Genomic DNA, 21026 nt, shown 5'->3' with positions numbered 1-21026 from the left:
GTACTGACCGGCTGCATGCGATTGGGTTCCGGTCCCGGCGATTCTCCTATGCCGCGATGCCTGGCTGATCCGGTCTGGAACGCATCCATGCCGAAGGCGAGACGCCGAACCGGGTAATGAAAGCGCGGGAAAAGGCCGGCTGGGTCTGGTAGCCGACCCGGATCGCCACCTGCTCCACCGGCAGGCGCTGGCGCAGCAGCTGCCGCGCCAGTTTCATGCGGCGTTGCGCGATGTATTCCGCCGGCGGCATGCCGACCTGCTTGTGGAAATGGCTGGCGAACTTGCTGCGCGACATGCCAGCCATCCGCGCCAGCGCATCCAGAGGCCATGGCTGCGCCGGCTGGCGCTGCACTGCTTCCAGCACGCGCGCCAGGCCGGGGTCGGACAGGCCAGCCAGCGCATCCTGCTCGAGCTGTCCTGTCGAATGGGCATGCCGCAGCAGCTGCACCACCAGCACTTCGCACAGCCGGTTCAGCATCAGCCGGCGGCCGCCGAGCTGGCCCCGCGCCTCACTGTCCAGCAGCTCCAGGGTGCAGTGCAGCAGGGGCGCGTCGGCCAGGCGGACATGCAGGCAGTCCGGAAGCATCAGCGTTGGCGCATGGGCCTCCTCGCTTTCAAGGGCCAGGTTGGCGCAAACCAGGTTGACCTCGCTCCCCGGCGGCACCACCAGATGATGTTGCAGTCCGCGCGGATAGAACAGCACGGCCGGTTCATCGATATGGAGAGATGGCCGGTCCCGATGATGCACCACCACCTTGCCGCTGCGCACCACGTGCAACTGCCCCAGAGCGCTGGCGCCGGAGAAATGATTGTCGCCGCAGAACTGGCCGTCGAAGAAAACGGTTGCGTTGAACACATTTCTGTCCAGGAATTCGGAAAGTCTGTCCATGATGGCTGTGTGCTGAGACGAAAGAGTATGAATTCGGGATGGGAGGATATGGCGCGTCGAGACTTGTCCGCTATCCTCCAACCCTGTTTTCGGCATTTCTTCAAGGAAATTTAATCTATCTGAAGGACATTTCATTCATGAATGAACAGGCATTACGGATGCGCAAGATATACAGCCAGGCTGACCGTCTGATGCTGCCCGTGATCTGGGCCATGTTCGTCATGGCGCTGGCACTGGCAGCCTGGCACGATACGCTGGGCTGGGCGCTGGCGATCGGACTGCCGGCCGCGATCGGCCCCACCGCCGCCATCCTTCTGGTGCCCGGCTCCCGCGCCAGCCGGTATGCGGTGGCGACGGCGCTGATGGTATTTTCAGCCCTGCATATCCACCAGTCCGCCGGCACGGCCGAGCTCCATTTCGGCATCTTCGTGCTGCTGGCCTTTCTCCTCTGCTACCGCGACTGGTCGGTGATCGTGGTCGGCGCCGCGGTCATTGCCGTGCATCACCTGAGCTTCAACTACCTGCAGGAGTGGGGCTTTGGCGTGCTTTGCTTTACCGAAACCGGCCTGGGTCGGGTGCTTGCGCATGCCGCCTATGTCGTGGCCGAGACGGTGGTGCTGTCCTATCTGTCGCTGCTGCTCAATCGTGAAGCGGTACAGGCGGTGGAATTGAACGCGCGGCTGGATCAGGTCAATGCCTCCGGCGACGGCCGTATCACCCTGGCGGCGACACCCACCGCCGCGCTGAGCGACGGCGGACGGGTGCTGGAAGGCATGATGACCACGCTGCGCGATGCCGTGGCGGTCGTGCATGCCGGCACCGAGGCGATTGCCCAAGCCTCGCATGCGATTGCCAATGGCAATGCCGACCTGTCGCGCCGCACTGGCAGCCAGTCCGACGGGCTGCGCCAGACAGCGGAGGCGATGGCGCAGCTGACCGTGGCCGTGAAGGACAACGATGCCGACGCCCGCCAGGCCAGCAACCTGGCCGCCGGCGCCGCCGATGTGGCAGAGCGTGGCGGCCGGGTGGTGGAGCAGATGATCGATTCGATGGAAGCAATCCGCGCCCGTTCGCGGCGCATCGTCGACATCATCGCCGTAATCGACGGCATTGCCTTCCAGACCAACATCCTGGCGCTGAACGCGGCGGTGGAAGCAGCCCGAGCCGGAGAGCAGGGCCGCGGCTTCGCGGTGGTGGCCTCGGAAGTGCGCGGCCTGGCGCAGCGCTCGGCCGCCGCCGCCCGCGAAATCGCAACCCTGATTCACGATTCGGTCGCCGCGGTCGATGCCGGCGACACCCTCGCCGGGCAGGCCGGGCGCACCATGGAGGACATCGTCAGGGCGGTGCAGGAAGTGGCCGCCATCATGGCCCGCATCGTGGCCGCCAGCCATGGACAGGCCACCGGTATTGCCGGCGTCAATGACGCCATCGCCGAGATGGACCGCGGCACCCGCGACAATGCCGCACTGGTGCAGCAGGCCGAGGCGGCCGCGGCCAGCATGCAGCAGCAGGTGCAACTGCTGGGCCAGGCGGTGGCCGCCTTCCGTCTGGCATGAAAGATTGATGACGGTTTGAATCCGTTTCGCCCGGCGCGCCGTAGAAAGAGGGCAGTTGCGCAATTTCCCTTTTTTCCACGGAGGCATGAATGAAACACGCATTGAAAGCGGCAGCGGCAGGCATGGCGGCATGGACGCTTGCCGCCTGTTCCACCCCGGCAATGATGAGCGACATGAAAACGCCTGTCGCGCCCGCAGCGGTCACCGTTCCGGCCGGCCACAAGGTGGCGATGATGACGACCGGCATGGGCGAGCTGACCTATGAATGCCGGGCCAGGGCTGGCATGCCCGGCCAGTGGGAATGGGTCTTCACCGGCCCGGATGCGATGCTCTACGACATGAACCGGAAGATGGTCGGCAAGTACTACGGCGGCCCGACCTGGGAAGCGGCCGACGGCAGCAAGGTCGGCGGAAAGCAGCTGGCGGTGGCGCCGTCGCCGAATGCCGGCGCGATCCCGCTGCAACTGGTGCAGGCCGGCCCCGCAACCGGCAATGGCGCCATGAGCGGCGTGAGCTATATCCAGCGCCTTAACACCATGGGGGGCGTCGCGCCCATGGATGCCTGCGGCGAAGCCATGGCCGGCATGAAGAAAACCGTGAAGTACCAGGCGGATTACGTGTTCTACAAGCCAGCCTGATTCCAGTTGCCCAATGTGATGCGACCCGCGCAGCCAAGGCTGGAGCGGGTCGCAGGGGATTTAGGCACGATGCCTAAAAACGGATGTCGATTTCAATCGACGCCTTCAATATACGCCTGAATGGCGAATTATTGACGAACGAATGTCTTGATATCGCACAAATAAGTCAGCTGGAAAGTATGAGGTTTATCGTATAAGGGCAAGCGGGTTTTGCCCCGGAGGACGATTACCTGATACGCGGCATCAGTTCGCCGGTGTTGGGGTTGACATAGCCGCCCGGAATGCCGAGGTAGCGTTCGCCGGTTGCCGGGTTGATCACGTCGCCATTGCCGGCAGGGGGATAGTATTGCCCGGTGGCGGGATTGATTGCGCCTGTTTCAGCCCGTTCAGGCGACGGTGGCGGCAACCTTGGGAAGCTGCCTTGCCGTTCACGTTCGTCGGCCTGGTGCCGGTTTTGCGGCGCGGGGACGGCCCGCTCGGCATCAGGCTGATTCAACTGACTGGACTGATCCGGCTGAGCAGACGCATCGGCCTGTGCCAATGCGGCGGTGCAGAAGCCTGCCCACAGCAGGGCCGGCAGGATTTTTTTCATCATGCCAATTCTGAGCCGCCAACCGGCATAAGGTTCCGGCCGCCTACAGCAGTCCCTCGAACGGCAGCACCTCGACCATGTCGCCCGCCTGCACATTGCCCTGTTCATGGCCCAGCACCACCATGCAGTTGGCCTCGGACATCGAACGCAGGATGCCGGAGCCCTGGGCGCCGGTGATGCGCACCTCGCGGCTGCCATCGGCAGCCACCGACAGGATGCCGCGCTGGTATTCGGTACGGCCCGGCTTCTTGCGGATCGCACCCTGCGAGCGGACCGCGAACAGCGGCAGCGGCGGCACCTGCGCGCCCATCATGTGGAGCAGCGCCTCGCGCGCAAAGAAGTAGAAGGTCACCATCACCGCCACCGGATTGCCGGGCAGGCCGAACAGATAGGCGCTGTGCCCGGCGGAATGGATCTTCCCGAAGGCCATCGGCCGGCCGGGACGCATGCCGATCTTCCAGAAGGTCACATCGCCCAGCTGGGCCATCATCTGCTTGGTGTAGTCGGCCGCGCCGACCGACACGCCGCCGGAGGTGATGATGGCGTCGGCATTCTCGCAGGCCGAGCGGAATGCGGCTTCCAGCGCGGCCGGATCGTCGGCCACCACGCCCATGTCGATGATGTCGCAGCCCAGGCGCTTGAGCATGCCGTAGAGCGTATAGCGGTTGCTGTCGTAGACGCAGCCTTCGTCGAGCGGCTCGCCGATCGAGCGCAATTCATCGCCGGTGGAAAAGAAGGCGACCCGCAGCCGGCGCTGCACCGGCACCTCGGCCACGCCGAGCGAGGCCAGCAGGCCTAGGTCGGCCGGCCGCAGGATCTTGCCTTTTGCCAGCGCGGGCTGGCCGGCCGTCAAATCTTCCCCGGCCAGCCGGCGGTTGTCCCCCGCGCGCACCACATTGGGCGGCAGCATCACGCTGGCGGTGTCGGACTGGCTGGTGAATTCCTGCGGCACCACGGTGTCGCAACCCTCGGGCATCACCGCGCCGGTCATGATGCGCACGCATTCGCCCGGACCGACCGGGCCGTCGTGGGCGCGGCCGGCATAGGAGGTGCCCACCACCCTGAGCGACAGCGGCGCGTCGCCCGCCAGCTCGGCGCTGGCGAAGGCATAGCCATCCATCGCGGAATTGTCATGGGCCGGCACATTGATCGGCGAGACGATGTCGGCCGCCAGCACCCGGTCGAGGGCGCTGCGGATGGCGACCTTCTCGACCGCATGCAGCGGCAGCACGAAACTGCGGATGATCTGCTGGGCCTGCGCCACCGGCAGGGCATCGGGATCATAGCCGGACAGGCAGCTGACGACCTGGTCGAGGGTAGGGTGGGTAGAGTGATCAGGGGGTGGTGTTTGGTTGATCGACACTTTTTATCCGCCTATATAGGACATTTCAACTTTCTTGCGCTGGCCTTGCGCCAGCCCTTCGGTGCTGCCGGTGCGCAGCTCGGAGTAACGGTCGCCGCGGGCGCGCCAGACCTGCGCCACCGCGCTGGAGATCTCCTGGTCGCTGTGCCCGGCGCGCAGCAGGGCGCGCAGGTCGTGGCCGCTGGTGGCGAACAGGCAGGTATAGAGCTTGCCCTCGGTCGACAGCCGGGCCCGCGTGCAGTCATGGCAGAAGGCCTGGGTCACGCTGGAGATCATGCCCACCTCGCCGCCGCCGTCCGCATAGCGCCAGCGCGCCGCCGTCTCGCCGCTGTAGTTCGGGTCGACCGGCTGCAGCGGCATCACTTCGGAAATGCGGCGCACCACCTCGGCCGAGGGAATCACTTCGTCCATCTTCCAGCCGTTGGAGGCGCCCACGTCCATGTATTCGATGAAGCGCAGTATGGTCGGACTGCCCTTGAAGTGGCGCGCCATCGGCACGATTTCCTGGTCGTTCATGCCGCCCTTGACCACCATGTTGACCTTGACCGGGCCAAGCCCGACACGATGGGCCGCCTCGATGCCGTGCAGCACGTCCGAGACCGAGAAATCGACATCGTTCATGCGCCGGAACACGGCATCGTCGAGCGCGTCGAGCGATACCGTGACCCGGTTCAGCCCGGCATCCTTCAGTGCCTGCGCCTTGCGCGCCAGCAGCGAGCCGTTGGTGGTCAGGGTCAGGTCGAGTTCGCGGCCGTCAGGCGTCTTCAGCGCGCGCAGCATGGCCACCAGGTTTTCCAGGTTCTTGCGCAGCAGCGGTTCGCCGCCGGTCAGCCTGATCTTTTCCACGCCGTGGGCGACGAACAGGCTGGCCACCCGGGTGATCTCCTCGAAGGACAGCAGCGCGCTGTGCGGCAGGAAGGCGTAGTCCTTGTCGAACACTTCCTTGGGCATGCAGTAGACGCAGCGGAAGTTGCAGCGATCGGTGACCGAGATGCGCAGGTCGCGCAGCGGACGCGCCAGGCTGTCGCTCAGCAGGCCGCTGGGCTGCTCCAGGCTGGCGGGGATGCGCGGCGCCGATGGCAGGCTGCGGTAGTCGGCGACGGGAATGATTCTGGATGACATGGCAGGCGGTTCAGGTTCAGCTCGGTTGCACTCTATTGACATGGGCGGCCGGTCGTATGGCCCGACCCTTAACGCAGGTACGATACCACGAGGCCTGCTACCGCACATGCAAGGATCAGCTTGATGGTATCGGCCTTGTACCGCACCAGCGCCAGCAGGGCAAGCGCGCTGATTGCGATTGCCGCCCAGTCCCAGCGCAGCGGCGGCAGGTCGAGCCGGAATACATGCCAGGCGAAGAACAGCGCCAGGCTGATCACCACGCCGACCACGGCGGCAGAAATTGCGGTCAGCGGCGCGGTGAGGCGGATGTCGCCGCGCGTCGATTCCACCAGCGGCCCGCCGGCCAGGATGAAGATGAAGGAAGGCAGGAAGGTGAAGAAGGTCGTCACGCAGGCCGCCGCGGCGCCGGCCAGCAGCAGGTGTTCCGGGCCGAACAGCGCCTTGGTCCAGCCACCGACGAAGCCGACGAAGGCAACGATCATGATCAGCGGACCGGGCGTGGTCTCACCCAGCGCCAGGCCATCGATCATTTGCGTCGCGGTCAGCCAGTGATAGGTTTCCACGCCGCCCTGGTAGACATAAGGCAGCACCGCATAGGCGCCGCCGAAGGTCAGCATCGCGGCCTTGGTGAAGAACCAGCCCATCTGGGCCAGCGGCGCCTGGCGGCCGTACAGCAGCGCCAGCGCAAGCCAGGCCAGGATGCCGATGCCGATGCCGGCCGCAAGCAGCTTTGCCAGATGCGGGCCGCTGTAGCGCGCATGTGCCGGCGGCGGCGTCGTATCGTCGATGATTGCCGGCCCGTAGCTGGCCTGAGCACCCGAGCCATGCCCGCCGCCAGGCTGGAACTTTGCCGGCAGCACCCGGCCGCCGACCATGCCTGCCAGCGCCGCCGAAAGCACGATGACCGGAAAGGGCAGGCGCAGCACCGCGATGGCCACCAGGGCAGCCACTGCGATGCCGACCAGCCAGCCATTCTTCAGGGACCGGCTGCCGATGCGCCACGCGGCGGCGAGCACGATCGCCACCACCGCCGGCTTGATGCCATACAGCACGCCGGCCACCACCGGCAGATTGCCAAAGGCCAGGTAAATCCATGACAGCAGAATCAGGATCAACAGCGAAGGCAGCACGAACAGCACCCCGGCGATGATGCCGCCCCAGGTGCGATGCATCAGCCAGCCGATGTAGATCGCCAGCTGGGTGGCTTCCGGTCCCGGCAGCAGCATGCAGTAGTTGAGCGCATGCAGGAAGCGCTGCTCGGAAATCCAGCGCCGTCGTTCCACCAGTTCGGTGTGCATCAGTGCAATCTGCCCGGCCGGGCCGCCAAAGCTGATGAAGCCCAGCTTGAGCCAGTAGGCGAATGCTTCAGCGAAGCCCACCGGAGGCGGCGCAGTTGTCTTGTCCATCTGTCCTTGCCTTTCACGGCGCAGAAAAAAGGGAGCAAAAGCTCCCTTGGGTTGTGTTCCACCGCTGTCGAATGCCAGCCCGGACCGGTTTGGTGCGCATGACCCGCAGCGTTTTCCAGTCCGGGCCGTACGCTGCACCGGCTGCCTGCCGCGCCCGTCGGGCGCGGCAGGCAAGGGGGTCAGCGATTGGTTTCTACCTGGATCAGCGGCTCGTTCGACACCGGAGGCAGCGGCTTGCGTTCGCGCGGCACGCGCGGCGCCGGCTGGACGCGGGCTGCCGCTTCCTGGGCCGCACGCAGCTTGTCCGGGTCGGTGCTTGCCAGGGTCAGGCCAGCGGCGCTGAGCATGGCATCGAGCTCCTGCAGCGGCATGCCTGCGCCCGCCTTGGCGGGAGCCACGCTGGCGACCGGCTGCGGCTGGGCGGCAACAGGCGCAGGCGGAGCTTCCGCCGCTTCCGCTGCGACCGGCGCTGCTGCCGGCTGCACATCGGCGACCGGTGCGCTTTCTGCCTGTTCGACCGGATGGGCTTCAACCGTCTCGGCTTGCTGCGCAAGCGGGGACTGCTGTTCGGCCGTTGCCGGCGCAGCTTCGGTTTCCACCGCGCCGTGCGCTGCCGGCTCGATGGCCGCAGGCGCTTCCGGCTGCGCTGGCGCCGCTTCGGCCAGCGTGGCCGCCTCGGCATCCACCGCTGCGGGCGCGATTGCGTTCGCCTCGGTTTCGGCCACGGCTTCGCTGGTCTCCGCCGGCGTGGCCGGCGCCGTTTCGGCGGCGACAGGCGCTGCCTGCTCCGGCTGGGCGCTCGCTTCAGCGGGCACCACTTCCACCGTGGTATGGCTGACAGTCTCGTCCACCGTGCTTACCGCGAGCACGGCGTCGTCCGGGGCTGCCTGGCTGGCAGCCTGCTCTTCAGCAATCGCGGCGGCTTCGCCGGCGATGGCGGCGCCTGCTTCCAGTTCCTCGCCGTTTTCGCCGATCTCGCCATTTTCACGTTCACGGCGATTGCGGTTGCGGCCGCCACGACGGCGACGGCGACGCGGCTGGTCATCGCCTTCCTCGCCGCTCTCGGTCATCTGGTTTTCCAGGCCTTCCTGCTCGGCGCCGGTCTCGGCCGCCAGCGCCGCAATCGCAGCCGGCGGAATCTCCGGCGCGACTGCCGCCGCGGTCAGTGGCAATGCTTCCTCGCTGGCTGCCGCCACGGGTGCGACTGGCTTGCGCTCCTCGCGCGGTGCGCGCGGTGCGCGCTCCCGCTTGCCTTCGCCAGCCTCGCGCGGTTCCCTGGGCTCGCGGGCCTCACGCGGCTCGCGACGACCCTCGGCGTTTTCACGCGGTTCCCTGGCCTCGCGCGGAGGACGCGGCGGGCGCACGGACTGGCCGGCCGGCGCCGCTGCCGGCGTGGCGCCGGCGGCTGGCTTGGCCAGCACGTCTTCACGGCCTTCGACCTTGCCGGTGTCGCGCTCATCGCGATCACGGCCACCGCGTCCGCCACGGGCACGGCCACGCTGGCCATTGCCGCGCTGGTTGCGCTCGGCACGCTCGCGCGCCACTTCCGGCTTGGCCGCGGCGACTGGCGCCGGGACCGGGGCCGGGGCCACTGGCTTCTTGCGGAACAGGCCGAAAAGTCGGCTCAGGAAGCCTTCCTCGACCTGGGGCGCAGGCGCCACTGGAACCGGCGCCGGTTCGGGCGCCTTGCGTTCGACGATAGGCGCCGGCTGGTCCGGCGTGATGCTCTTGACCATCGCCTCCTGGCGCGGCTTTGCTTCTTCCTTCTGCCGCTTGTCGTAGCCGATGTCGGTTTCCGCCGCGTCGGCCATGCTGTAGCTGGCCTGCATGTCTTCCAGGCGCGGATCGTCATGCTTCAGGCGTTCCAGCTTGTAGTGCGGCGTTTCCAGATGCTTGTTCGGGATCAGGATCACGCTGACGCGGTGCCGGGTCTCGATCTTCAGGATCTCGCCGCGCTTTTCATTCAACAGGAAAGCGGCGACATCGACCGGCGCCTGCACATGGATCGCGGCCGAGTTTTCCTTCATCGCCTCTTCCTGGATGATGCGCAGCACCTGCAGGGCGGACGACTCGGTATCGCGGATATGGCCGGTGCCGTTGCAGCGCGGGCAGGTCACATGGCTGCCTTCGGACAGCGAGGGACGCAGGCGCTGGCGCGACAGCTCCATCAGGCCGAAACGGGAAATCTTGCCCATCTGCACGCGGGCGCGGTCGAAGTGCAGCGCATCCTTCAGCCGGGTCTCGACTTCACGCTGGTTCTTCGAGTTTTCCATGTCGATGAAGTCGATCACGATCAGGCCGCCGAGGTCGCGCAGGCGCAACTGGCGGGCCACTTCATCGGCCGCTTCGAGGTTGGTATTGAGCGCGGTGGTCTCGATGTCGCTGCCGCGGGTGGCGCGGGCGGAGTTGACGTCGACCGATACCAGCGCTTCGGTATGGTCGATCACGATGGCGCCGCCCGATGGCAGCGGCACGGTGCGGGAATAGGCGGTTTCGATCTGGTGTTCGATCTGGAAGCGCGAGAACAGCGGCACATCGTCGCGGTAGCGCTTGACCCGGTGCACCATGTCCGGCATCACATGGCTCATGAACTGCTGGGCCTGGTCGTAGATGTCGTCGGTGTCGATCAGGATTTCACCGATGTCGGGCTGGAAGTAGTCGCGGATCGCGCGGATCACCAGCGAGGATTCCTGGTAGATCAGGAAAGCGCCGGAAGCGGACTGTCCGGCGCCCTCGATGGCTCGCCAGAGTTGCATCAGGTAGTTCAGGTCCCACTGCAGTTCATCGACGTTGCGGCCGATGCCGGCGGTGCGGGCAATGACCGACATGCCGCTGGGCAGGTCCAGCTTGTCCATGGTCTCGCGCAGTTCCTGGCGGTCTTCGCCTTCCACCCGGCGCGACACGCCGCCGCCGCGCGGATTGTTGGGCATCAGCACCAGATAGCGGCCAGCCAGCGAAATGAAGGAGGTCAGCGCCGCGCCCTTGTTGCCGCGCTCTTCCTTTTCCACCTGCACCACGATTTCCTGGCCCTCGCGCAAGGCATCGCGAATGCTGGCGGTGCGCACGTCCACGCCTTCCTTGAAATAACTGCGGGCAACTTCCTTGAAGGGAAGGAAGCCATGACGCTCTTCGCCGTAGTTGACGAAACAGGCTTCGAGGGAGGGTTCGATGCGGGTGATGACGCCTTTGTAGATGTTGGACTTGCGTTGCTCGCGTCCGCTGGTTTCGATGTCGATGTCGATGAGCTTTTGCCCATCGACAATCGCCACGCGCAGTTCTTCCTGCTGCGTGGCGTTAAATAGCATGCGTTTCATGATTCACTCCGTGACCTTCAGGTCATCTTCAATGCCGCTGGCAACCCGTGTCGCCGTATGCGGCTGGCATTTATGGGGCGCATGCTGGAGCGTCTCTGGTCTGACTGGCCTCACGAAGCCGGCTGCATTGCCGTCGGCACTGCATCATGCATCCTCGCCGTACTTCCGGTACGGCGCGTTGGCACGCCTTGGTCCGAGGGAAATCGACCTCGGCCTCGTTGAGTCCATTCAATCCAAACACGCTGCAGGGCGGAGTGTCCGAAGGGAATTGCCTTGATGTGCGGCGTCGCAGCGCATGCGCTGAAGCCGTACGGGCGCTGACGCGGTTTTATCCGGGTGCCGAGTGCGTACTGAAAGCATGCCGGACGCACATGCAGGGGGCAGGCGCGCGAAACACGGCAACATCGATACGAGACAGCTCGGTCAAGCCAAACGGAACGTCATGGTTCAACAGTTTCGGCAACCCGGGTACTACCACATCCACCAGCGAGCCCGCACAACAGGCGCTCTCGCCGGAAAAATCCTGAACATCCAGACATCCGATCCAACATTCCCGCGCGCCGCCCGATTGCAACAACGGTGGCAACCCTGGCTCGCGCAACAAATGCTGCATACACATCTTTTCCATCGAATTTGCAATAAGGCGAGGCCGATGGAGACGCCCCTGTGTAGAATGTGCTTTTTATTCTTACACTTACGCCGCAGCCTCCTGGCTACGGCCGGTCGATTATATATTCAAAATGAAGGACTTAGCGAGCTTTTCAGGGAACAGCGAAAGAATCCCGGCCGCAACAGCGCAACCACAAGTCCTCAGCCAAGTCCAACTGGTCACGATTTCGGAAGAAGAAGCCGGTCAGCGTATCGACAATTTTCTGCTGCGCATCTTCAAGGGCGTGCCAAAAAGCCATGTCTACCGGGTGCTGCGCTCGGGCGAGGTGCGCGTCAACAAGGGCCGCGTCGACCAGACCTACCGGCTATGCGAGGGCGATGTGCTGCGCCTGCCGCCGGTGCGCACCAGCGAACGCGCGCCGTCCGGCGCGCCGGGCGCCGAGTTCACCATACTGCTGGAAGACAGCCACCTGCTGGTCATCGACAAGCCGGCGGGAGTGGCGGTTCATGGGGGCTCGGGCGTCAGTTATGGCGTGATCGAGCAATTGCGTTCCTCCCGTCCGGATGCCAAGTTCCTCGAACTGGTGCACCGGCTGGACCGCGACACATCGGGCATCCTGATGCTGGCCAAGAAGCGCTCCGCGCTGACCAATCTGCACGAGCAGATCCGGGAAGGCAGCCTCGACAAGCGCTACTTCACGCTGGTGAAGGGCGACTGGACCAATCCGCGCCAGCACATCCGGCTGGCGCTGCACAAGTACAGCACGCCGGACGGCGAGCGGCGGGTCAGGGTGCAATCGGACGGCATGGCGTCGCACACGATTTTCAACCTTGTGAAAAAATATGGACCTTACGCCTTGCTCGAGGCGGAACTGAAAACCGGCCGTACCCACCAGATCAGGGTGCATCTGGCATCCAGTGGATTTCCGATCGTCGGCGATGACAAATACGGCGACTTCGCGCTGAATCGCGAAATGCAGCGGTCGGAAGGCCAGAGGGCGGCCTTCAAGCGCATGTTCCTGCACGCGCACCAGCTGACCTTCGTCCATCCCGACAGTGGCAAGCCGGTCACTCTGAAGGCGGGATTGCCGCCGGAATGCCAGCGCCTGCTCAAGGCGCTGGAGCAGCAAGCCGCGGGATGACGCACAATCTGCAACTATCTAGAATATCGTTATCAGAAAGCGAAAGGGCCTGGACGGCCACATCATGCCAAGAAAACAATTTGATCTGATCGTATTTGACTGGGACGGCACTTTGATGGACAGCACCGGCACCATCGTCAAGTGCATCCAGGCCGCCGCGCGCGACCTCGGTCTGCCGGTGCCGGACCATCGCGCGGCGTCCTACGTGATAGGCCTCGGCCTGCAGGACGCGATGGAAGCGGTGCTGCCGGATCTCGATCCAAAATACTACCCGCGCATGGTGGAGCGCTATCGCTACCATTACCTTGCCCAGGACCAGGAGCTGACGCTGTTCGACGGCGTTCCGGAAATGCTTGCCGACTTGTCCCAGCAAGGCTATTTCCTGGCCGTGGCCACCGGCAAGAGCAGGGTGGGGCTGAACCGCGCGCTCAATACCGCCAAGCTCCTGTCGGTGTTCGATGCCACCCGCTGCGCAGATGAAACCTTCTCCAAGCCGCATCCGGCCATGCTGCAGGAACTGACCCGCGAACTCGGCCAGGACCTCAGGCGCACGGTCATGATCGGCGATACCACCCATGACCTGCAGATGGCCATCAACGCCGGCGCAGGCGGCATCGGTGTGCACTATGGCGCCCATACGCCCGAAGAGCTCATGCCCCTCAATCCGCTCTTCACCGCGGATTCCGTGCGGCATCTGCATGCCTGGCTCAACGAGCACGCCTGATGAGCGACGCCGACACTGACATCTTCATTTGCGAAGCGGCGGATCTTGAAGAAGGTGGCAAGGGTATGCGCTTTCCGGTGACCGCTGGCTTCGAGGATCGCACCGGGTTTGTGGTGCGCTACGGCGGCAGCGTGCGCGGCTTCCTGAACCGCTGCGCACATGTGCCGATCGAGCTCGACTGGAACGAAGGCCAGTTCTTTGAGTCGAGCGGCCTGTATCTGATGTGCTCCACCCACGGCGCACTCTACGACCCTGAAACCGGGCGCTGCGCGGGCGGCCCTTGCCGCGGCGGCAGTCTTCGCCCGATCTGCGTCGTCGAACGCGACGGAAAGATCTACTGGCAGCCGGATGACTACATCCGTCCGGCCCGGGCCTGAGGCAAGCAACCAAGCAACGAGCGATAACATTGAGCATGGATAACCAGAATAATTCGATTGCCTCCTCCACGCCGGCCGAAGCGCCGCTGCGCAGCGTCGCCTGGGAACGTGAAACCCTGGAAAAGCTGGCCTTTGCGACATTGGCCGAGCAGCGCGCCCGGCGCCGCTGGAATATTTTTTTCCGCTTCCTGTTCGCTGGCCTGATCCTGCTAGGCCTGGCGCTGGCATTCGACTATACCGGCGCCGACATGGAGGCCGTGGGCAAGCACAGTGCCCTGATCGAAATCGACGGCACCATCGAAAGCGGTGGCGGAAGCGGCTCGGCCGATTCCGTGGTGCCTGCTCTGAACCGCGCCTTTTCCGACGAGGCTGCAGTCGGCGTGATCCTGCGCATCAACAGCCCCGGCGGCAGCCCCGTTCAGGCGGGCATCATCAACGATGAGATTCAGCGCCTGCGCAAGGCCTACCCGCAAAAACCGCTGTATGTCGTGGTGGACGAAATGTGCGCCTCCGGCGGCTACTACATTGCCGCAGCGGCCGACCGCATCTATGTCAACAAGGCCAGCATCGTCGGCTCCATCGGCGTATTGATGGATGGCTTCGGCTTTACCGGCCTGATGGACAAGCTGGGAATCGAGCGCCGGCTGCTGACGGCGGGCGAGAACAAGGGTTTCATGGACCCGTTCAGCCCGGTGCAGCCCAAGCAGGTCGAATATGCCCGCGGCATGGTCAATGAAATCCACCAGCAGTTCATCGACGTCGTCCGCCAGGGCCGCGGCAAGCGCCTCAAAGAAACGCCGGAAATGTTTACCGGGCTGTTCTGGAGCGGCGCGCGCGCGGTGGAACTGGGCCTTGCCGACGGTTTCGGCACCGTCAATACGGTGGCCCGCAATGAATTGAAAACGGACGATATCGTCGATTACACCAAGCATGAAGGACTGCCCGAGCGGGTGCTGAAGAAATTCGGCGCCGCGGTGGGCGCCGGCGCCGGCGCTTCCCTGGTTGGCAATGCAGGCGCCCGGCCAGCGCTGCGCTAGAGGACGCCGTCCGACGGCATCGTCATTATTGGGCCAGCAGGGAAAAAACAGTCGGTTTCTTATGGAAATCGGGCAGCTTCCCGGCGTCCACATCCCGTTTCCAGCGCGCAGCCGACTGCGTCCGGATGCTTTCCGTCACCAGCGTGAGGTCGGTGGCGACGGAAATCAGTGTGCCGGGTTGGCATGCCGCCGCCAGGGCTTCCAGCAGCGCGGCATTGCGGTAAGGCGTTTCAATGAATAACTGAGTCTGTCGCTCGCGCCGGGACCGGTCTTCCAGTTCGCGCACTCGCTTCTGGCGCTGCGCGGCATCGGTCGGCAGGTAGCCATTGAAGGCAAAACTCTGCCCGTTCAGACCGCCGGCCATCACCGCCAGCAGCAGCGACGAAGGCCCGACCAGCGGCCTGACGCGGATATTCCTTTCATGTGCAAGCCGCACCAGGTTGGCGCCCGGATCAGCTACCGCCGGCACGCCCGCTTCGGAAATCAGGCCGGCATCCTGGCCATCCAGCAATGGCTGCAGCAAGCCTGGAAGCGCCGCTGTCTGGGTGTTGACATTGAGTTCGCTGATGCGGATTTCCTGCATCGGCCTGGCAAGCGGGTAGGCTTGCGCCACGGTCCTCAGGAATGCCCGGGTGGTTTTCGCATTCTCGGCGATGAAGTAGTCCAGCCTTGCCGTGATGGCCTGCACTTCCTCGGGAATCACATCGGAAAGCGCGCAGCCGGATGCGACGTCCGCCGGGCCGAGCATATTGGGTAGCAGGTAGAGAGTGCCGGTCATGGAATGGGTGTGATCAGGTGTGGGCGGTGAAGAAGGCAATGCCTGCGCGGCGCAGCATGGACGTCAGGGCAATCAGCGGCAGGCCGGTGAGGGCGGTGGGGTCGACGCCGCGCACGCTTTCAAGCAGCGCAATGCCCAGCCCTTCGTTGCGGGCGCTGCCGGCGCAGTCATAAGGCTGCTCGATGCGCAGGTAAGCATCCAGTTCCGCATCCGGCAGGTCGCGAAAAGCGACGAAGGTCTGCACATTTTCAATCTGGAGCGGCGTCCGCGCGGCAGGCCGGCCATCCAGCAGGCACAGTGCGGTATGAAATACCACCTCCCGGCCGCGCATCAGCCGCAATTGCGCCAGGGCGTTCTCATGTGTTCCTGGCTTGCCTATCTGAATCCCATCCAGCGTGGCGACCTGGTCGCAGCCTATGACCAGGCATCCCGGCGCTTGCGCCGCGATCGCCACGGCCTTCTGCTGGCACAACCGCATCGCGGTCGCTTCCGGTGATTCGCCAGGCTCCGGCGTCTCATCAATGTCCGGCGATATCACTTCAAACGGAATGTGCAGGCGCTGCAGCAGTTCCTTCCGATACGGAGAACTGGATCCGAGTATCAGTCGGGGAGCGGGGTTTTCTGGCATGGCGCGTTGATATAGCGTTGAATTGATCAAAAACTCGTCTAAGGCTTTGACGATTAAAGGAAAAGCCTGTTATTATCGCAGGTTTTCCGGCTATGCCTAAACCTATGGACGCCTTCGTCATCGACGCCTTTGATTTTTGTCGTCAAAAACTTGAGCGCGCCGGCGAGACGGCGCTTGCGGACATGCCCCGGCTGACAGCCGAACTGACCGATGCGCAGGGCAGTCTTCACTGGAAGGTGCAGGGCGGCTCGGACGGGAAGGGGCATCCCAGGCTGATCTTGCAGGTTTCCGGGCCGGTGCATCTGCGTTGCCAGCGTTGCCTGCAGCCTTTCGAATTTGCGATCGATTCATCCTCGGTGCTGATTCTCGCCCAGGACGAAGCCAGTGCTGATGCGCTCGAAGAGCAGTTGGATGACGACAGCATCGACGTCGTTGCCGGCTCCCGGACCATGGACATGGCGGCAATGATCGAGGATGAGGCCTTGCTGGCGCTGCCCTTGTCTCCGAAGCATGATGTCTGCCCGGACCCGGCGGATTTCGCAGCGGTCAGCAGCAAGAAGGCGGAATCGCCGTTCGCGGTGCTCAAGAATTTGAAGTAGTGATTCGACCCTGGCTGGATGCAGGGTGTTTCAAATACTGCCGGTCTCGTGCTGGCAGGGATGTTCCCGGTTCCGGCAGTCGAATCATCAGTCGGATGTGTTAAAATTTCAGATCTCAGTTTTAGGAGTTATCATGGCAGTTCAACAAAATAAGAAGTCCCCGTCCAAGCGTGGCATGCATCGCGCGCATGATTTCCTGGTTGCGCCTCCGATCGCGGTAGAGCCGACCACCGGCGAAACCCATCGTCGTCACCACATCAGCCCGAACGGTTTCTACCGTGGCCGCAAAGTGCTGAAGACCAAGAACGACGAGTAATCACACCATTGTGCCAAGCTGAACGCGGCGTAACGAGTTATACGACTTGGCGCCGCTTTTTATATGCTCAAGCAACATTTTCTGTCATTTTGACTCATGCCGATTCTGGCCGATAATGCGGTTGGGCCAGGCACTGAAACAATAATGACAATTACACTTTCCATAGACTGCATGGGTGGCGACCACGGTCCGTCGGTCACTGTTCCCGCTGCAGTATCCTTTCTCGCCGCAGAGTCCGGCGCTGCGCTGATATTGGTTGGCAAAACCGATGTCATCGAAGCCGAGCTGAAAAAGCACAAGGCGGCAAACCATCCCCGTATCACGATCGTCAATGCCACCGAAGTGGTCACGATGGACGATACGCTGGAAGTTGCGATGCGCCGCAAGAAAGACTCCTCGATGCGGGTTGCGATCAGCCTGGTCAAGGAAGGTCGCGCCCAGGCTTGCGTCTCGGCCGGCAACACGGGCGCGCTGATGGCGGTTTCCCGTTACCTGCTCAAGACCCTGCCCGGCGTTGACAGGCCAGCGATCTGCACCATTCTCCCTAACCAGAAGGACGGCCCGACCTACATGCTGGATCTGGGCGCGAACGTCGACTGCGAGCCCCAGCACCTGCACCAGTTTGCTCTGATGGGCTCGGCCCTGGTGTCGGCCATGGAAGGCAAGCCCAAGCCTACGGTCGGTCTGCTCAATATCGGTGAAGAGGATATCAAGGGCAACGATCTTGTGAAGCGGACAGCGCAGCTGCTGCGCGAAGACCATGCCCGCGGCATCCTGAATTTCCACGGCAACGTCGAAGGCAATGACATTTTCGAGGGTACGACCGATATCGTCGTCTGCGACGGCTTTGTCGGCAACGTGGTGCTGAAGGCATCGGAGGGCGTTGGACGTTTCGTCAAGAACGCGCTGACTGCCGAGTTCAAGCGCAATCCGCTGAACATGCTCGGCGCGCTGATCGCCAGCGGGGCGATTCGCGCTTTTTCACGCCGCATGAATCCGTCCCGTTACAATGGCGCCAGTCTGCTGGGCTTGCGCGGCCTGGTATTCAAGAGCCATGGCGGTGAAAACGCCTACGGCTATGAATTTGCAATCAAACGCGCGTACGAGGCGGTGCACCATGATGTACTTGCCCGGATTTCCAAAGCCATCGCGGAACTGATGCCTCAGGCAGGTCAGTCGGCACAGACCGAAGACGCCCAGCCTGCTCCGCGACTCACCGAAGATAAAACCGCATGACCCTTTACAGCAAAATCATCGGTACGGGTAGCTACCTGCCGCCACGTCGGGTAAGCAACCATGAACTGTCCGCACAACTGGCGGAGCAGGGCATCGAGACCTCCGACGAGTGGATCGTATCGCGCAGCGGCATCTCGGCCCGTCATTATGCGGATGCCGACATGAAGTCCAGCGATCTGGCAGTGAACGCCGCGCAGAAGGCGCTCGACATGGCAGGCTGCAGCGCCAACGAAGTCGACCTGATACTGCTTGCGACTTCGACCCCGGATTATTTCGGCGGTTTTCCCAGCACCGCATGCGTGGTGCAGAACAAGCTCGGCATCACCAACCACTGTGCCGCAGTGGATATTCAGGCAGTGTGCAGCGGCTTTGTCTACGCATTATCGATGGCCGACAGCTTCATCCGGACCGGCATGCACAAAAAAGTGCTGGTGATCGGTACCGAAGTGTTTTCCCGCATTCTGGATTTCAAGGACCGCACCACTTGCGTACTGTTCGGCGATGGTGCCGGCGCAGTGCTGATGTCCGCCTCCAATGAGCCCGGCATACTGGCTACCCGCCTGCATGCCGACGGCAGCCAGGCCGGCATACTGTGCGTCCCCGGCAACGTCAACGCTGGCGCGATCGCCGGCAGCGCCTTCCTCCACATGGATGGCCAGGCGGTCTTCAAGCTCGCGGTGTCGGTGCTGGAGAAGGTCGCGCACGAGGCGATGGACGCCGCTGGCGTATCGGCTTCCGAGGTCGACTGGCTCATTCCCCATCAGGCAAATATTCGCATCATGCAGGGCACGGCCAAGAAGTTGGGCCTGCCCATGGAAAAAATGGTGGTGACCGTCGATCAGCACGGCAACACCTCGGCCGCATCGATCCCGCTGGCGCTCGACCAGGCCATGCGCGATGGCCGGATCAAGCCGGGCCAGACCGTGCTGATGGAAGGCGTCGGCGGCGGCTTTACCTGGGGTGCGGCGCTGGTCCGCATGTGACAGACGAAAAAGACAAGAAGATACGATGAAATTCGCATTTGTATTTCCAGGGCAGGGATCGCAAGCCATCGGCATGCTCAATGGTTTCGGCGATAACCCGGTTGTCAAGGACACCGTGTCCGAGGCATCCGAAACCATCAAGGTGGACCTTGCCAAGCTGATCGCCGAAGGCCCGAAGGAAGAACTGGATCTCACCACCAATACCCAGCCGGTGATGCTGGCTGCCGCGGTGGCAACCTGGCGCGCCTGGCTCGCCGCTGGCGGCCCAATGCCGGCACTGGTAGCCGGTCATAGCCTGGGCGAATATTCCGCGCTGGTTGCAGCCGGCGTGATCCGGTTTGCCGACGCCGTGCCTCTGGTACGTTTTCGTGCGCAGGCCATGCAGGAAGCGGTGCCGGTCGGGCAGGGCGGCATGGCTGCCATTCTCGGTCTGTCAGACGAGGACGTTCGCGCTGCCTGCACCGATGCAGCACAGGGCGAAGTTGTCGAACCGGTTAACTTCAATGCGCCAGCGCAGGTCGTCATTGCCGGCCACAAGGGCGCAGTCGAGCGCGCCTGTGACGCTGCCAAGGCACGCGGCGCCAAGCGCGCCCTGGTTCTGCCGGTCTCGGCCCCGTTCCATTCGTCGCTGCTGCAACCCGCCTCCATCAGGCTGCGCGACTATATCGCAGGGCTGGCCTTCGCCGCCCCGGCCCTGCCGCTGATCAACAACGTCGATGTCGCCATCGTCAACGATCCGGCCTCCATCAAGGACGCGCTGGTTCGCCAGGCTGCCAGCCCGGTGCGCTGGGTTGAGACCGTGCAGAAGTTTGCGGCGCAAGGCGTAACCCATGTGATCGAGTGCGGCCCGGGCAAAGTGCTGTCGGGCCTCACAAAGCGGATCAACGGCGACCTGACAGGCGACGCGATCGTCGACCAGGCATCCCTCGAAAGAATACTGGAGCTCGTTAAGCAATGACCAATCCTGCACAACTGGAAGGCCAAATCGCTCTGGTGACGGGCGCTTCGCGCGGTATCGGGCGCGCAATCGCGCTCGAACTGGCAAGGCAGGGCGCAAAGGTGATCGGCACTGCGACTTCAGAGGCCGGTAGCGCCGCCATCTCCCAATATATGAACGAGCTCGGCGAAGGCCGTGGTCGTGGCATGGTGCTGGATGTAAACGATGCCGAGCGCTGCACTGCGCTTGTCGCCGACATCCAGAAGGAATACGGCGGCCTGTCAATTCTCGTCAATAACGCCGGCATCACGCAGGACCAGCTGGCCATGCGAATGAAGGACGAGGAATGGGATGCCGTCATCGCAACCAACCTCACCTCGGTGGCCCGGCTGTCACGGGCCGTGCTGCGCGGGATGATGAAGGCCAAACATGGCCGCATCATCAACATCACTTCGGTGGTCGGATCGGCCGGCAATCCAGGGCAGATGAACTATGCGGCAGCCAAGGCTGGCGTGGCCGGCATGAGTCGTGCCCTTGCACGGGAAATCGGCAGTCGCAACATCACGGTCAACTGCGTGGCCCCCGGGTTCATCGATACAGACATGACGCGCGCACTGGATGAGCAGCAGGTTTCCTCGCTGCTTCAGCAGATCCCGCTGGCCCGGCTCGGTCAGCCGTCGGACATCGCGGCTGCCGTGGCTTTTCTGGCCTCTCCGCAAGCTGGCTATATCACTGGCACCACGTTGCATGTCAACGGCGGCATGTACATGAACTGAATCC

The 21026-nt window shown here is 63.7% G+C and carries 20 protein-coding genes; 12 read left to right on the top strand and 8 right to left on the bottom strand.

Features of this window, described 5'->3' with window-relative positions:
* Positions 1-46 precede the first annotated feature (46 nt).
* Positions 47-889 carry an AraC family transcriptional regulator gene (locus IGW04_RS14410; RefSeq protein WP_194713771.1) on the bottom strand — a complete coding sequence of 281 codons (843 nt, stop codon included), beginning with the start codon at positions 887-889 and terminating at the stop codon, positions 47-49.
* Between the two features lie 158 nt (positions 890-1047).
* Between IGW04_RS14410 and IGW04_RS26130 the strand changes: the two genes are divergently transcribed.
* Both IGW04_RS26130 and IGW04_RS14400 read left to right on the top strand, forming a co-directional pair.
* Positions 1048-2445 (top strand): methyl-accepting chemotaxis protein, encoded by a 1398-nt coding sequence (locus tag IGW04_RS26130; protein WP_323744861.1) that lies wholly within the window; start codon positions 1048-1050, stop codon positions 2443-2445.
* 89 nt (positions 2446-2534) lie between these two features.
* Positions 2535-3083 (top strand): DUF3455 domain-containing protein, encoded by a 549-nt coding sequence (locus IGW04_RS14400; protein ID WP_194713769.1) that lies wholly within the window; start codon positions 2535-2537, stop codon positions 3081-3083.
* 226 nt (positions 3084-3309) lie between these two features.
* Here the strand turns inward: IGW04_RS14400 and IGW04_RS14395 are convergent, their stop codons facing one another.
* The 5 genes from IGW04_RS14395 to IGW04_RS14375 form a co-directional block, all read right to left on the bottom strand.
* Positions 3310-3675 carry a hypothetical protein gene (locus IGW04_RS14395; protein ID WP_194713768.1) on the bottom strand — a complete coding sequence of 122 codons (366 nt, stop codon included), beginning with the start codon at positions 3673-3675 and terminating at the stop codon, positions 3310-3312.
* A gap of 43 nt (positions 3676-3718) precedes the next feature.
* The gene (gene moeA / locus IGW04_RS14390; RefSeq protein WP_323744860.1) at positions 3719-5038 is read right to left on the bottom strand and encodes a molybdopterin molybdotransferase MoeA; all 1320 of its coding nucleotides are present in this window, start codon (positions 5036-5038) and stop codon (positions 3719-3721) included.
* Positions 5039-5041: 3 nt separating this feature from the next.
* A complete protein-coding gene (gene moaA, locus IGW04_RS14385; RefSeq protein ID WP_194713767.1) occupies positions 5042-6160 on the bottom strand; it encodes a GTP 3',8-cyclase MoaA in 1119 nt (372 codons plus the stop codon).
* A 68-nt stretch (positions 6161-6228) separates the two neighbouring features.
* Positions 6229-7566, bottom strand: a complete 1338-nt coding sequence (gene chrA / locus IGW04_RS14380; protein WP_194713766.1) for a chromate efflux transporter — start codon at positions 7564-7566, stop codon at positions 6229-6231.
* Positions 7567-7745: 179 nt separating this feature from the next.
* Positions 7746-10880 carry an Rne/Rng family ribonuclease gene (locus IGW04_RS14375; RefSeq protein WP_194713765.1) on the bottom strand — a complete coding sequence of 1045 codons (3135 nt, stop codon included), beginning with the start codon at positions 10878-10880 and terminating at the stop codon, positions 7746-7748.
* Positions 10881-11620: 740 nt separating this feature from the next.
* Here IGW04_RS14375 and IGW04_RS14370 point away from each other — a divergent pair.
* The 4 genes from IGW04_RS14370 to IGW04_RS14355 all read left to right on the top strand — a co-directional run bounded on the left by IGW04_RS14370 (position 11621) and on the right by IGW04_RS14355 (position 14769).
* Positions 11621-12631, top strand: a complete 1011-nt coding sequence (locus IGW04_RS14370; RefSeq protein WP_194713764.1) for an RluA family pseudouridine synthase — start codon at positions 11621-11623, stop codon at positions 12629-12631.
* A 64-nt stretch (positions 12632-12695) separates the two neighbouring features.
* Entirely contained in the window at positions 12696-13355 is a 660-nt protein-coding gene (locus IGW04_RS14365; protein WP_194713763.1) for an HAD-IA family hydrolase, read from the top strand.
* Positions 13355-13732 carry a Rieske (2Fe-2S) protein gene (locus IGW04_RS14360; protein WP_194713762.1) on the top strand — a complete coding sequence of 126 codons (378 nt, stop codon included), beginning with the start codon at positions 13355-13357 and terminating at the stop codon, positions 13730-13732. Before IGW04_RS14365 ends, IGW04_RS14360 begins: the two co-directional genes overlap by 1 nt.
* Before the next feature lie 35 nt (positions 13733-13767).
* A complete protein-coding gene (locus IGW04_RS14355; protein ID WP_194713761.1) occupies positions 13768-14769 on the top strand; it encodes a S49 family peptidase in 1002 nt (333 codons plus the stop codon).
* A 25-nt stretch (positions 14770-14794) separates the two neighbouring features.
* On the opposite strand, the gene IGW04_RS14350 is transcribed toward IGW04_RS14355, so the two are convergent.
* Positions 14795-15547, bottom strand: a complete 753-nt coding sequence (locus IGW04_RS14350) for an SAM-dependent methyltransferase (protein WP_194713760.1) — start codon at positions 15545-15547, stop codon at positions 14795-14797.
* 13 nt (positions 15548-15560) lie between these two features.
* A complete protein-coding gene (locus IGW04_RS14345; protein ID WP_194713759.1) occupies positions 15561-16175 on the bottom strand; it encodes a Maf-like protein in 615 nt (204 codons plus the stop codon).
* Between the two features lie 104 nt (positions 16176-16279).
* Here IGW04_RS14345 and IGW04_RS14340 point away from each other — a divergent pair, with 104 nt between their 5' ends.
* The 6 genes from IGW04_RS14340 (at position 16280) to fabG (ending at position 21022) form a co-directional block, all read left to right on the top strand.
* Complete coding sequence (locus IGW04_RS14340) at positions 16280-16774, top strand: YceD family protein (protein WP_194713758.1); 495 nt, start codon at positions 16280-16282, stop codon at positions 16772-16774.
* 133 nt (positions 16775-16907) lie between these two features.
* Positions 16908-17090, top strand: a complete 183-nt coding sequence (gene rpmF / locus IGW04_RS14335) for a 50S ribosomal protein L32 (RefSeq protein WP_194713757.1) — start codon at positions 16908-16910, stop codon at positions 17088-17090.
* Positions 17091-17234: 144 nt separating this feature from the next.
* Entirely contained in the window at positions 17235-18326 is a 1092-nt protein-coding gene (plsX, locus tag IGW04_RS14330) for a phosphate acyltransferase PlsX (RefSeq protein WP_194713756.1), read from the top strand.
* On the top strand, positions 18323-19309 hold the full coding sequence (locus IGW04_RS14325) for a beta-ketoacyl-ACP synthase III (protein WP_194713755.1): 987 nt from the start codon (positions 18323-18325) through the stop codon (positions 19307-19309). The genes plsX and IGW04_RS14325 overlap by 4 nt, the downstream gene beginning before the upstream one ends.
* A gap of 25 nt (positions 19310-19334) precedes the next feature.
* Positions 19335-20267 (top strand): ACP S-malonyltransferase, encoded by a 933-nt coding sequence (gene fabD / locus IGW04_RS14320; RefSeq protein ID WP_194713754.1) that lies wholly within the window; start codon positions 19335-19337, stop codon positions 20265-20267.
* Positions 20264-21022 (top strand): 3-oxoacyl-ACP reductase FabG, encoded by a 759-nt coding sequence (gene fabG / locus IGW04_RS14315; RefSeq protein ID WP_194713753.1) that lies wholly within the window; start codon positions 20264-20266, stop codon positions 21020-21022. Before fabD ends, fabG begins: the two co-directional genes overlap by 4 nt.
* Positions 21023-21026: the final 4 nt, after the last annotated feature.

It is taken from the genome of Noviherbaspirillum soli (assembly GCF_015352955.1).
Lineage (GTDB): Bacteria > Pseudomonadota > Gammaproteobacteria > Burkholderiales > Burkholderiaceae_D > Noviherbaspirillum_A > Noviherbaspirillum_A soli.
The sequence above is the reverse complement of the archived record's forward strand: the minus strand, read 5'-3'. Positions and strand labels throughout refer to the sequence as shown.